This window comes from Butyrivibrio sp. Su6 (assembly GCF_900108105.1).
Lineage (GTDB): Bacteria > Bacillota > Clostridia > Lachnospirales > Lachnospiraceae > Butyrivibrio.
This window is the reverse complement of sequence record NZ_FNUR01000001.1, coordinates 473,767-489,248: the sequence shown is the minus strand read 5'-3', so window position 1 is coordinate 489,248 and position 15,482 is coordinate 473,767. Positions and strand designations below refer to the sequence as shown.

Annotated in this window: 4 protein-coding genes; all 4 read left to right on the top strand. The window is 39.3% G+C overall.

The window, feature by feature from the left end; genetic code table 11:
* Positions 1 to 1,026 (top strand): NAD(P)H-dependent glycerol-3-phosphate dehydrogenase, encoded by a 1,026-nt coding sequence (locus tag C4S54_RS01905; protein ID WP_103868011.1) that lies wholly within the window; start codon positions 1 to 3, stop codon positions 1,024 to 1,026.
* 24 nt (positions 1,027 to 1,050) lie between these two features.
* Positions 1,051 to 2,349 (top strand): sensor histidine kinase, encoded by a 1,299-nt coding sequence (locus tag C4S54_RS01900; RefSeq protein WP_103868010.1) that lies wholly within the window; start codon positions 1,051 to 1,053, stop codon positions 2,347 to 2,349.
* On the top strand, positions 2,346 to 3,140 hold the full coding sequence (locus tag C4S54_RS01895; RefSeq protein ID WP_103868009.1) for a response regulator: 795 nt from the start codon (positions 2,346 to 2,348) through the stop codon (positions 3,138 to 3,140). The genes C4S54_RS01900 and C4S54_RS01895 overlap by 4 nt, the downstream gene beginning before the upstream one ends.
* 246 nt (positions 3,141 to 3,386) lie before the next feature.
* On the top strand, positions 3,387 to 15,482 hold the full coding sequence (locus tag C4S54_RS01890; protein WP_103868008.1) for a Cna B-type domain-containing protein: 12,096 nt from the start codon (positions 3,387 to 3,389) through the stop codon (positions 15,480 to 15,482).

Here is a 15,482-nt window from a genome sequence, read left to right as displayed (position 1 = left end):
TTGGACAATAGGCAAATTGGTGTCATAGGAGCAGGTAGCTGGGGAATAGCACTTGCGTATCTTTTAGCAAATAATGGACATAGTGTTACTGTATGGTCGCGAAGTGAGGCTACAGTAGAAAAACTTAAGAATTATCATGGTAATGAAGACAAACTTCCTGGAGTCAAACTCCCTGAAAGCGTTGTTTATACTTCAGACATAAAGACAGCAGTAGAGAATAAAGATCTTTTAGTTTTAGTTGTTCCATCTGCACATTTACGTGAGACAGTAAAGCTTATGAAGCCTTTTATAACAGGTGACGATGAGCATAAGCAGATAATAGTCAACTGTACAAAGGGAATTGAGGATGACACACTTATGGTCATGTCAGATGTTATCCTTGATGAAATCCCGGGATGTGATGTATGTGTTTTATCAGGTCCTTCTCATGCAGAAGAAGTTGGAAAGGGACTTCCAACATCAATTGTTGTTGGAGCTTTTGAAAAAGATATTGCAAGATATGTACAGAACGTATTTATGAATAATGTTTTCAGGGTATATATAAGCCCTGATATGCTGGGAATAGAAATTGGTGCAGCTCTCAAAAATGTTATTGCCCTTGCTGCAGGAATGGCTGATGGATATGGACTTGGTGACAATGCCAAGGCTGCCCTTATCACAAGAGGAATTGCCGAGATTGGGCGTCTTGGAATGGCCATGGGCGGAAAGTTTGAGACCTTTAGCGGACTTTCAGGAATTGGTGACCTGGTTGTTACCTGTGCTTCAATGCATTCCAGAAACAGAAGAGCAGGAATTCTTATTGGACAGGGGAAATCCTATCAGGAAGCCATGGACGAAGTTCATATGGTTGTAGAGGGAGTATATAGCGCCAGAGCTGCTCTTAAGCTGGCTCAGAAGTATGAAGTGGAGATGCCTATCGTACAGGCAGTAAATGACATATTGTTTAACAATAAAGCACCGGGGGATGCCCTTAATGACCTGATGCTTAGAGATAAGAAGATAGAGAACAATTCACTGGATTGGTAGCATTTAAGTATCTGGGGGCTTTTTATGGCATATATAAATGCTTATCTTCAGTTTTATACAGCGATTATCATGTCACTGGTTTTGGTCGGTAATCTTATGCATGGTTTTCGTAATGTTGAAAGGAGCGTGAAGGTCTTTTACCTTATGCTTTCTTTTGATGTTTTGATGTTAGTGGCAGGTAGTTTGGATAACTACCTGCTTTTGTCATATTCAGAAGATAAGTTTATGCTTGAAGCGTTGGTTTCAGGCATTAGTGATTTTTCATACTTCATGATAATAGGTCACTTTACTTTATATCTTGATCTTTATGACAGACCGGCCGTTTATAAGGCAAGTGTATGGGCTAAAGCAGCTGTCATGATAGGCATTGTGATGGGTGAATTTTGGTTTATTACAGGATTTACAGGTGGTATATATACGCAAAATGCAGATTCCCTGACTCCGGGACCTTTGTACTATATAGGCCAGTTTGGAGGATATCTCATTACGGCTATCATGATCGGAATATTTATTAGCAGGATAAAGACCTTTAATAAAGGTGAAATTTTTGCTTTTGCTGTTTTTATTGCGGGACCTCTTTTTGGTTCATTATTAAGAGGCTTTTTTAAAGATATAATCCTTATGCCTCTAATGGTAACACTTACTTTAGTGGTAATTCAGATATTTGTTCAGCTGGAAAAAGAACTGCTAATTAAACAGCAGGAAATTGAGCTGTCTGAGATCAGGACAGATCTTCTTATGAGCAGGATGAAACCTCATTTTATCTACAACGTTTTAAATACTATCTATGTACTTTGTGACAGTTCTGCTGAAGAAGCGCAAAAGGCAATAGCTATGTTTTCAAGTTATCTAAGGACAAGCATGGTGGATTTAGATAGTCACAGACTTATTCCTTTTGAAGATGAGCTGGAGCATGTAAAAAATTACCTTGCAATAGAAAAAATCCGTTTTGGAGATAAGCTTGAAACAATATTGGAGGTAGAGACAAAAGATTTTATGATTCCGCCACTTGCACTTCAGGCACTTGTCGAAAATGCAGTGCGACATGGCATTGAAAAGAATCCTGACGGTGGGACAATCAGTATATTTGTAAAAAAAGATCTAAAAAACATAAATATAATAGTTGCTGACAATGGTGTAGGTTTTGAGCCATCATTAGAACTAAAGACTGAGAGAAAAAATGATACGAGAAAACATGTAGGAGTATACAGTGCTTCCTACAGATTAAAAAGCCTTTGCAACGGAAAACTGTTGATAGATAGTAAATTAGGTGAAGGAACAACTGCTACCATTATTATTCCAATTGAGGGGGAAGGGAAATGAAAATACTGGCAGTAGACAATGAGGAAATCGCCCTTAGAGGGCTATGCAAAGCAATAAAGCAAGCACTTCCTGACGCGGAGATATTCTCTACACAAAATAGCAGTGAGGCTTTAAGTATGGCACTGCATTGCAATCCTGCAGTTGCGTTTCTGGATATTGAAATGCCTAAGGTAAATGGGTTAGAACTGGCAAAACAGCTCAAGAAGGAAGTAAACCCAAGGATCAATATTATTTTTACAACCGGATACAATGAATACATCCAGGAAGCGTTTACAAAACTAAGGGTAAGCGGTTACCTGATGAAACCAATCACAAAAGATATGATCCTGACTGAAATTGATAATCTGCGTTATCCTCAGGAACTAAAGTGGGAAGGCAGAATAAAAGCACGGTGCTTTGGATCCTTTGAACTCTATGTGGACGAGCTTCCTGTGATGTTTCATTACAACAAGACAAAAGAGATGTGCGCTTATCTAATAGACCATGGAGGAATGTGTTCTATAGGAGAATTACAGGATAAGTTATGGGAAGATGATCATAAGGCATCAGAACACAAATCCTATCTCCAAAACATGATAAGTGATCTTAACAAAACCCTCACGGATCTGGGCTGCAACGACATAGTACTTAGAAAATACGGCGTCATTGGTATCGACTCCAGCAAGATTGACTGCGATTATTACGCCTATATCCAAGGCAACCCGGCAGCTATCAACGCCTTTCGTGGCGAATATATGTCCCAATATTCCTGGGCAGAAAAAACTCTTGCAACCCTAGTATTTAAGGCATAGAGCGCAAATATAACACATTAAAGCCTGAATTTTTCAGGCTTTTTTTATTGTAATTTTAGAGATTCGTGATATTTTGTTCCTGTTTTGTGACATTTGAGTGACAGTTGAGTTGATAACATATTGGTGAGGGGAAAACTATATATATAGCGCAGTCGCGCTTATTTTACAAGATTTTTATTGCTCATAGAAAGCATACGGGAGTAGGTGTGTTTTCTATGGCTTTTTGTTTTTTATGAGGAAGTGCTTATGAGAAGAAATCTATTATCAAGAGGAATTGCTATTACGCTTAGTGCAGTGCTTTTTCTTAGCAGCGTGGACCTTAGGGTTTTTGCTGAAGGTGAAGCAAAAGAAGAAAAAAAGAAAATCATAAAGATTGAAGAGCTTGATGAAGAGGTATTACATCAGACTCTTAAATTTGGTGCTGAAGAAAATGAATTATCTTTCCCGGATGCACTAAATGTCACTGTGTCTTATGAAGAAGAGCAGGAAATAAAGGTAAGAGTTGAAAAGACGGAAAAGTCAGCAACTGAGGCATCTTCAGCTGCAAGCAGCGGTATGTCTGTAGATGAGAGTGCATCGGCTTCATCTTCAGAAATCGAGGATGAAGAATCAGCAAACAGTGCAAGTACTGAAGCCAGCACAGACAGTGCATCTGAAGGAAGCGTTGCAGGAGATGACGGAAATAGTGAAGAAAAGAGTCAGCAGACTGAAGATGTAAATACAGACAGCGTTCCTGAAATAGATCCAGAAACTGAGAATACATCTGAGGATCCAAATGATGATACTGAAGGTAATAAGGATGAGGCAATTGAACCTGGTCAGACAGATGATGAAGAAGCAAGTGATTTAAGCAATGAGGATATAGATGAGTCTCAGAATGATGAGAACGAAGAAAGTAATGAAGATGTAAACAATGAAGGCGATGAATCAAGTGGCACAGATGAAGGACAGGATTCTGCAATGCTTAACAGGCTTTTTCCTGTTCTAAAAGTCTATGCAGCTTCTGATATTTCAGATTTAGAAAATAGTGATGAGAGCTCATTAGATAGCACCATAGATGATAATGACCTTACTGAAATAGAAGCTGAAGAAGAAATATTTGAAGACGAGGAAGGCTTTTATAAACTTGTAAAACAAACACTTACTGTAGAGGAAGACGTAACTATAGAAGGCATTACATGGGAACTGGATAAAGAAAACAGTTCTTTTGATAGGTTCGATTCTGAAAAAGCAGGCGCAGAATATAAATATGTACCTGTATTTCCTGATGAGTACATCTTAGATACAGATGCTCCTGTTATCTCAGTTATTATAAATGAGAAAGAGATAGTCTTTGAGTACATGGTTCTGGAAAATGGCGGAGTTAAGGTTGAAGGAACTCTTCCTGTAGGAGCAGAACTTGTAGTATCCGAAATATCAATGGATGAAGCAAAAGATCTCTTTGCAGAAAATGAGAGAGAAGTTGTTTATGCGGTTGATATTTCTGTAGTTTTGGACGGAGAAGAGATTGAACTAGATGATACTGTAAAGGTTACTATTACGCCTCCTGAGAATGTTGATACAGATAGTCTTAAAGCAGACGATTTTAGGCTTATACATGTAAAAGAAGAAAATGAAAAAGAAATAATTGATACGGAAGTGGATACTGAGGGAAATGTACAATTTGAAACTGACAGCTTTTCTCCATATGGATTTACTGTTTTAAAAGCAGCTCCGACCACCTATGATGTTGAATTTGCACCTGGAAAGACATTTTCTCAGAATGTTCACGTAGTCTTTTCTGATGCTTCGCTTATAGTTGGAAATGAGTCAAAGGTCACATTAAAGCTCTACGGAAATATTGAAGGGAAAGATATAAAAAAGGAAGATTCTGAACTGTCTTCTGAAGTTATTTTGATATCCTCCAAGGAGCAGACTGTAAATGGAATTATTGATGATGGAAGCGGCAATACAACAGCTTCTGTTGACTTTTCTTTTACCGATATCCCTGTTTATGTAGATAAAGGAAGCGGTGCAGCACCTGAAGGTAATGGACAGTATTCCATACCTTCAGGCTTTTATGGTATTCAGATTGAAACCGCTGATGGATATTCTGTTTCTAAAGGCCTTATAGGAAGTGACACATATTTTGTGCTTACTCCTGAAAGGGATATAAATGACGCTACATGGTCAACGTCAACCATAAGTATTGAAAATAAGATTTTGGCTCTTGTAAATCCGTTATTTACCGTGGACTGGCAGGATAACAGAAACTATGCGGATCTAAGACCTTTCACAACGAGTACATCAATTGATGGAAATGAGGCTACAATAGCTGCTGCCGTGGAGCTGTATTACAAAAATGGTGATACATATGAAAAAGTAACAGCCTCTTCCCCTATTTTAGTATCACCGGGATCAAATGTTCCAACGGTAGTTGGTGGCCCATTTAGCTGGAGCATATCTTATTCCAAGCTTCCTATGTACATGTCAGATGGAACGACCAAATATGACTGGTACATCAAGCTTTCAGATGAATTTTATGATGGAAAGAAGGCTTACTATCAGATAAGCGGTTTAAATTCTGACGGATATCTAAACATATCTGAAAGTGGCGAAGATAAAGTAAGTCTTGTATTTACTAACAGCATAACAGGAACAATAACCTGGCGTGTTGGAGAAGCAGGAGAGGCCGCTGTTCCAACACTTCCTCAAAATACGCTTTTTAGTGACGCTACTACAACTATGCATCTATATAGAGTAGTGGGAAGCAATGCTGTAGAAGAAGTTACATCAGGTTTTTCAATTGAATGGACAAAGACTACTGATTCAGAAGGAAAGACAGTGTGGTCTTACAGTATTACAGGGCTTCCGCTTTATAGCAGCGGTGATGCGATCCTTTACTATACTGTTATGACGACAACTTCAGATGCTGCCTTTAAATATACTTATGACAATGGCGTTGACAGTACTGAAACTGACAAGTGCCTTCCGGGTCAAAAGATATATGCCACAGCCATAGGCGATGCCACATTCACCTTTAAGAAGATATGGTGCGACGATGGTGACAGCGATCAGGACAGCATAGATAGAAGAGCACTTGCAATTTCAAAAGGCATAACATTCTATTTGTGGAGATATCCAAGTAACGGAAGCCTTTCAGATGGCGCTCCTGTTACTTACAATGCAAAACAGTATTCATTTTCATTAGGTCAGGAACATGCAAATTCAAGTGAGATAACGTTTTCATTTGAAGACTTTGCAGGCAGTGCCATAAAGTTCCCCAAATTTGATGAAATGGGTTACACCTATAATTATTATGTGACAGAAGTTTCAAAGTCGGAGCTTTATAAAACAGTTTATTACAATGGACAAGGCTCTTTTGCGGGAGAGTCTTCTGATACTGTTGCCCTAAATAATGGAAGCGTATGTAATGTCAGAAATGCCAAGATTTCTCCTGCTGTCACCAAGCATTGGAATGTATCAGCAATAAGTGACTATGTGGGCTCTAACTGTACATTTACTCTTCAGAGAAAAGAAAGCACAGGATGGGTAGATGTTGATACCAAAACTCTTTCGGGATTTTCTTCAAGCAAGAAGAAAGTGTCGGGATCTTTTGCTGCCCAGGAATTATATGACAAGCTAGGTAAAAAATATGAATACAGAGTTGTTGAGTCCTCAGTTACTTCCGGAAGCAGCGTGGACGCGCAGTTTACCTCTGATTGGGAAGCTGATGATAATACATCCGGCAAATACAGTGCAATCTATACACTTGGAGATTATACCTATAAAGCGGTCTCAACCTATGAAGCAACTGTAGAAGATGGAGTCGAGTCGGCCCAGGCAACAATTGTAAATAAGCTTTATGGAACAAAAAAGCTTTCCATGACTAAATCCTGGAGCGGCAGCTGGGGAATTGAAACAGAAGATGATAAGACAGGAAATGTGCCTTTAACACTTTATAGAGCAGTAGATGGTGGCAGTGCCTCAGTTTATGCCACAGTCATATTACAAAAGCCTGACTCAACCAGTGCAACTTCCGGAACTTTCACAATTCATTATAACGAAACTGATACTGATGAAGAACATAGCTTTGCTATAAATAAAATCACACCAACAAGTGGAAGTGCATACTGGACCTGGAAGACAGAGGACCTGATAGTTCCTGCCTACACAGAAGACGGACAGCAGTATGTATATACAATGACTGAAGGGAATATAGCGACAGAAGAAGGCTTCCATTACGGAAAAGAATATGACAAGACTGTTACCGGTAAGAGAATAGATCTGTCAGTTAGAAACTATACCGGTTCCCAGACGTCCAAAACAAGAATAGACGTTAGCAAGATCTGGAAGGATGATTCAGATACATCACAGAGATCAAATATCACAGTTTATTTTGGTACTTATGATGATGCCGGAGAATTTACACAGGTTTATGAAGGTGGAGATACTTCAAAGCCTTATAAACTGACTTTGTCAGCTGCCAGAGACTATGAAAATTACATCTGGGTTGATGGCAATGATTTTAAGGCTGAAGGGTCAGATGAAAATGCAGCTCAGGCTATTAAAAATCACCTTAGTATAAGCCTTATTGACGGTTATAGCAGAACTGTAGAAAAGCCTACATATTCAAATAATTCCATAACAGGCGGAGTCATAACTGCTATTGAAGATGCCGGTAATACAGTAAAACCAGGTTATAAAGTCGGTATTGTCAGAAATGATACAGGTACAAACTTTACGATCACCAATACAAGAGTAGGAAGCAGAACTTTTACATTTAAGAAGACATGGGAAGATTCTGCAAATGTTCTTGGAAAAAGAGGTGATTTCCTTAGAGTTGCTCTTTTCAGAGAAGTTAATGATACCGAAAAGGAAGTCGCATTTATAGATATTCCTACATATTCAGATGATGGAAAGACAACTCTTACAAGCGGTGATGCACTTACTGTTTCATTTAAAAATAGCGACAAGTATTATCCTGCATATGATGAGAATGGAAATAACTATATATACAGCGTAAAAGAGTTCATATGCACGGGAAATCCTCAGGCAAGTGAAACTTTATGTGATGAAGACGGGAATGAGCCTGATTCAGCAAGCGTTGTAAAGACAGAGCTAAATATAAATGCCACAAAAGATACTACAACTACGGGATATGTTGTAGAAAAAGACAGCAGCACACCAACCTATGGGCTTATTGATGGCACATATGATCTTGGATACAGTGATGTGAAAACCATGCTCATGTCTGAGAGCTATGAATATAAAAATAAAGCTGCAGGTGAAAGAGGCGATGTTTCTTTCTATGTTATCTGGCATGATCATGCAAAGAGCAATGAAAGACCTGATATTTATTATACGCTGTATTATGACGGCGGTGAAAATGGTGCACTTATTCCATACACAGGTTCTTATACAGAGAGATGGGAAGATGTTGAAGCTGGAAATAAGTTTATCCAGAAAGCTATATTTAGCGGCCTTCCTGCTGCCGATGACAATGGTAATGTATACACTTACTATGTAACAGAAACCTTTAACAATGCCACATCCAAATATACAACAGAACATTATGAGGTACCATTAAGAAATGATGCTAATAACGACTATAATGACGCGGTTATAGAAATCGCTACAGTTGGCAGTGAAAAGCAGCTCCTTGTTAAAGACGGCATTGCAAAGGATGAAAAAGTAGTTGATGGTAAATACTTTACAAAGGAGGATAGTTTTACCCTTACAAGTATTTCAGATACCGTAAAGGTCGAAGGAAGAAAACTTTGGGTAGGTGTTCCGGACGGAATTCTCGTAGATAATCTTCCTCTGGCTTATATTTATCTATTCAGAGTAAGTGACTATGATACTTCCAAAAATGTTCCTGATGTTACGGGAATGGACCAGGAAGCAAAGATGGAAACATATAGGAATGGTGCAGTCGCTGAGATCAGTAGTGGTGATGGATCTAAGTCTCCACAGAATTTGAATAAGCTTAAGTCCATGTATGTATTTGGTACTTATAAGACTGATGATACTGTAGATACTTATGCAGAGTTCCCTAAGTATGACAAATTGGGGTATCTGTATACCTACAAGGTAAGGGAAGTTATTTACAACACCTTGGGAGAAAATAATGAACTTCCGGCTGAGATCATGATTCCGCATTATTCTGATAATACGACGGATCTGACCAATCAGTACAAACTTAATGCAGCTACAAACAAGCGTACATTTAAGATCATAAAAGACTGGGATATACAAAAGCAGACTTACCAGAAAGTTGTTGCAAAGGCAACCTTCAGGCTCTATAGAAAAGAGCTGGAATCCGATGGCCATGGATATGGACATACAGATGCAAGCGGAAGCTATGCAGATGATGCTAATGAGGCAGATAAAGGATCTTCAAAAGCAGCAGCTGCTGGCTTTGCAGGTCTTGATAGCGACGCACTTGAACTTCTTGATACCAAGCAGATTGCATATAATGCAGATGCCTCTGAACAGGAAACAATCACCTGGGAAAACTATCCTATTTTTGCCCCGAGCGGAAAGCTCTATGCATATTATGCAGTGGAGCTTACTGATGATATGCCGGGATATGCGGTAACATTAATAGGCGGTGGAGATGGAATAGCCACCACTGGAAATACTGCCATAAGCGGAAATGGATACGTGGGAGTTGCATTTGCTAATTCCGGAGTCAGCCTTGCAAGTACATCTGAAGCTAATTTAAAGACAGAGACATTTAAGAATACCTATAATCCAACAGGCTTTGATAAGATACAGTTTACAAAAGTATGGGAAGCTAAAAACTTTGATGGAACAACATGGAAAGAAATGCTTCCTAAAGTATCAGATACTCAGGATGCACTTTCTTTTGAAGTATATGCCATTGCAAATACACAGTCAGGAAAGGAAAATCCGGATACAATTAATTTTACAGCTTCTGATTACAATATAAAAAAGACTGCCTCAGAGGATGGAACAACCTGGACTTATACTATTAGCTTTAAGGATAAATATGGTAACCCTATCGTTGCTCCGATTTACTCTGTCAATGGTAATCTTTATACATATTACGTAAAAGAGACACTTAATTCAGATTTTGTTAAGGCAAATTATAAAACGGTCAAGGATTTAGTTTATTCAAAGGCTAACAATGCCTCGGATAGTAACAATGCCTCGGATAGTATTCTTACACTTGGTAGTCTAAAGAACTCTTTAAAGGGTTCCTTTAGCATTCAAAAGATGTGGGATGATTACAGCAACGACTATGGAATGAGAGAAGGTTCCATTACTTTTGATGTATATTATCGCCTTGCTGGTAGTTCAAACTGGACTAAGTACAATAATAATGATAATAATAGTCCATATTCACTTAGCTCATCTTCAAAGTGGGCCAAAACATTAACCGGCCTGCCTGTTACTGCCAATAGCAATGGATCGTGTGGGGCAAACTATGAGTACAGGATCCGTGAAGTTGGAATAGTAGATAAGGCAGGTAAAATTATTGAGGTAAGTTCGCCTGCTGATGAAGCTCAAACTACCACATGGACTAAAAACGGCACAACAGAAACAGATAGTGATAGGTATTGTACAACTGTAACAGCAGGTAACTATCAGGTATACAACCCATCAGATATAACAAGCATCAAGGGAACATCCCCAACTAAGAAGCTTGTTAATCAGCTTGATACATCAAGGGCTGTTGTCAGTCTTACTGTTAATAAAGAGTGGGATGATGATAGTGATAAATATGGTCTTAGACCAACACGTATTTATGTGAAAATCCAGAATTCAAAGGATAATGGAACGACTTGGGAAGATGTAACAACAAAGGAAATAACAAATTCGGAACTTGTTTCCGGCACTGATACATGGAGTAAGACCTTTAATAATCTTCCTAAATTCCATGGAACTGGAGAGAGTGATACTTATCTCTACCGTGTTGTAGAAACAAAAATAGGTAGTACCGATACTGCCGGCACATTTCCGGAATCAAGCGGCGGGTCATATTCTATAGTTCATTCTAGAAGTAAAGATACAAATGGAAACTTTACTACTACAGTGACTAATACACTTGTACCTATGGATAAGTCGATCAGGGTATTGAAGCGTTGGAATGCAGCCCCTTCAGATGCAACAATAAGTAATGTAAAGGTAGCTCTTTTTAGTAATAACTATACGGGAGGTGACCCGTCCACGGCTGCACCTACGCAGATATCAAATATCGCAGAGATAACATTAAGTAACGGCGCAGAGTACGAGTATGCTGATCTTCCTAAGTTTAATAAAGACGGTAAGCTTATAAGATACTATGTAAAAGAGACAACAACCGGCAATTTCAAAACTCAATACCTGTCAGGCACCGGAGAAACCTGGCCTACAGGAACAGCAACAGATGCGCTTAAATATACATCAAGCGATATCACAGATGATTTCAGAGTTGTTGTAGTTAATACTCCTCTTACTAATGTTACAGGAAGCAAAGTCTGGGATGATGAAAATAATAAATATGGAATAAGGCCTGCAAGTCTTGTTCTGACTCTTCAGAGTAAAACAGAGAGCGGTGACTGGACTACTATTACCGGGAAAACTGTAACATTAAATGCTGCAAATAGCTGGACAGGAAGTATAGCCAGTCTTCCTTTGTATGCACTATCAGATGGCACAAGTCCAGTTAAGTATCAGTATAGACTTGCTGAGCTATCTACTCCTAATGCATATACAAGAGATACATCGGTTTCAGCATTTTCTGATACAGATGACTACGGATACAGCTATGATGGAAGTTCTGATTCACAGCAAAAGAGCTCTGTAACAAACCATCTTATAAAAAGAACTGATGCAGAGGCATTAACAGTTCAGAAGGTCTGGAATACAAACAGCACTTCTGACATAGAAGAGGTAACAGTAAAGCTTTTATCAAGGAATTTAAGTACAGGTGCGGATTCGACAACGGGCACACTTTCTGTGGTTCCGGGATGTGAAGTTACAATTTTCGGTAATGACACACATGTATTTAATGGACTTCCTAAATACAATAAGACCGGAAATGAGATTGTTTACTATGTAGAGGAAACAGCAAATTCTGCATTTGATACTGCCTATTATATAGAGTCTCAGGAAGGCTTTACAAAGGTTTCAAAGGCAGCAGCAAAGAGCAGTGGAACAAGCTCTTTTGCCTATAAGATTGTAAATACTCCTCTTACAAGTATCACAGGAACAAAGATATGGTCTGATGATAATAATGCTTATGGACTTCGCCCTGCTAGCGTAAGCCTGACACTTCAAAGAAGAGCAGGAGGCACTTGGGAAAATGTAGAGGGACAGAGTGCGAAAGTAGTTAATCAGGCTGGAAGCTGGAAGGCAACTGTAAGTAATCTTCCTCTGTATGAACTTTCAGATGGCAGCAGTCCTGTTAAATACCAGTACAGACTGGCTGAGCTTGTGACTCCTAATGCCTATACAAGGGATAAGAGTAAGGAGGCATCTGAATTTACTGCTACTGATAACATCAGCTATGTATATGGTGGAAGTGACACAGCGCAGACAAGTAGTGTAACAAACTTCCTTATTACAAGAACTAATCCGCTTACTGTTGAGAAAATCTGGAACACGAATAATACAGCTGATAAAAATAATGTGACTGTAAATCTGTATTCCGGTAATTTTGCAAGTGGTGATGATAATCCGGATGCGCTTTTACCTGTTAAGCATGGAACAGTTGCTATGCAGAGGGTTCTTACAGGTACTCCTGACTGGAAGAGCACATTTGAAGATCTTCCACTTGTAAATAAAGATGGAAAGACAATTGTTTACTACATTTCTGAGACAGAGGGTAGTTCGTTTACAACAGAATACTATGTTTATAATGGCAGCTCTTTTGACAAGGTAGATAAGATAAATGTAAAGAGCAGCGGCGCAGAGGAACTTAAGACGCAGATTATCAACACTCCTCATGGAAGTGCATCTGTTGAAAAGAAATGGAGTGATGGCAACAATAAGTATAAGACAAGGCCTGATAGCATATTTGCAAAGCTTCAGAGGAAAGCAGCTGATGAAACTACATGGGCAGATGTAAATACTGCGCCTTTAGTTGAATTAAATGAAGGCAATAGCTGGAAGGGCTCTGTAGATGATCTTGTTCTCTACAAAGATTATAATGGCAGTTCACCTGTTAAATATGAATACAGGTTTATAGAGACTGATTCCACTGGAACACCGTATGTTCCGCTTGGTTACAGCCTTGTATCCGCAGCATCTGAGTATATTCAAGAGACAACAGGAGATGAGAGCGGATATGTAACTTCTTTTGATGAGACTACAGATACCTATAAAACTGTAATAACAAATACTCTTATTACAAAAGATGTTACTGCTATAAAGCACTGGGAAGACGAGTCTGATTCTCACGGCATAAGACCATCCATGATAAGGCTCTTTGTAACTGAAGATACGGAAGTGGTTACTAACTCTGGTGCTTTTAACAGCGAAGTTTTAGGCGGTGTTTCAGTCGTTAAGCCCTATGGCGAAAATCCTATAATGCTTGATACGCCAAAGCAAAGGGATGATGACAATACCTGGGTCTATGTATTTGAGGGACTTCCAAGATATGTTTATGGAAACGGAGCGCCGCAAAGTGCTACGGAAATTGTCTATAAAGTCTCTGAAGATACAGATTATGATTACGGTGATGGCTTCATACTTAAAAACTATTATGAGACAACTGCAGTAAGAACAGGTGATACAACAGACATTACCAATACTGCAATGGAAAATGACGGAAGTCTCATTATTGAGAAGATCATTTCTGAAAATCCTACAACTTACGGCTTTAAGTTTGAAGTGTCTCTGGTAAGGCCGGATGGAAATAAGGTGCCGTTTAATGGTAAATACTATCTGTATAGTGCATCTGATGTGGCCGGAATTACAGACTCAGAGCTTAGGAATGATGCTTTTGCAGATACGAGTGCCTATACACGAAGCTCAGCCCTTGAATCTACAGATGGAATTGTGAGAGTGGCAGCAGGACAGGTAGCAGTTTTGGTTGGAATCAATTCCAGATACACCTTTGAAGTTACTGAAAATCCATCATATGTAGGGTATGAAGTAACTAAGGTTAATAATGGAAGTGATGAAGTAATATATTCTGTTTCTGATAGTCCTACAGGAAGAAGTGTTACTATCACTGGTTCAACCGAAGCTACATATATTGAAGAAGATACGGGTAAGGGCGGATATTATGGATTTGCATCAGGAATAATTGCAGATAAAGATTCTGCTCCATGCCATGTAATATTTACGAACAGTCTTTTTGACAGTGGATCACATTATCTGAAGGTTGAGAACGTGACAGAAACTTCTACAGATGATTCCGGAAACACTGTAACCGGCGGTGAAGTTAAGACATACAAAAAGCTCGTAGTAGTTGATAAAGAACATGAATCAGCTATAGAAGATGGTGACAAGTCCTACGATTATGTTAATGATGAAACACCATATATTGAAGAAGCCATGTCTGTTGAGTTCAGACCAGACGAGGATAATGGCTACACGTATTCCGATTCTCTTACTGTCAGCTGGTGGCTTACTGATGAGGATATGTTAAGTAATCCCGCTCATAGTGTTGAGATTTCCGGATATGTATATGAAGATGAAAATGGAAATCAGGTACCTTATACCGGTGCTGTAACAAAGGACGATGATGGCAATATTACTGCAGATTCTGAGAATCTGTTTAATGCATGGAGTCCTCTATTGGAAGATGAAAACAGTCCCTTTAAGCATGTGACTGTTCTTAGCGGTTCAGTTGTAGTGACTCTTGCAAGCAGCATTGATGAGATGCCTGTTCAGACTCTTATTCAGGTTTCATTCGTGGCACCAGAGCCTGAACCGGATCCAGAGCCTACACCGGATCCTGAACAAGATCCAACCCCAACGCCTACTCCTGCACCGACACCTACACCAACTCCGGAGCCAACTCCCGGACCAATGCCAACACCGACGCCTGTGCCGGAGCCTACACCATCACCACTGCCTGTGCCAACTCCGCCAAATCCTACACCTGCGCCTTCTTCCAATTCGTCTGAAGATAGCAATAAGGATGAGGATAACAGTTCCGACAGCAGGAAGGAAGAATCATCGGATAATAAGAGCACGCCTGTATCTACTGCGAAGAAGATAAATACAGATGCACAGATAGTTGATGATGATCAGAACAATCATATAGATGGCAGTCAAAAGGCAGGAGTCAGAACAGCTGATGACACTCCTGTTGGAACCTTATCAGCGATGTTCCTTTTGTTTATGCTGGCATTTGCAGCTGTACTTGCGACTTATCTAAGAATCCGAAAGAAGAAATATTAA

Coding starts and splice junctions, on each gene's coding strand:
- C4S54_RS01900 (WP_103868010.1), top strand. CDS start 1,051: ATGGCATATATAAATGCTTATCTTCAGTTTTATACAGCGATTATCATG.
- C4S54_RS01895 (WP_103868009.1), top strand. CDS start 2,346: ATGAAAATACTGGCAGTAGACAATGAGGAAATCGCCCTTAGAGGGCTA.
- C4S54_RS01890 (WP_103868008.1), top strand. CDS start 3,387: ATGAGAAGAAATCTATTATCAAGAGGAATTGCTATTACGCTTAGTGCA.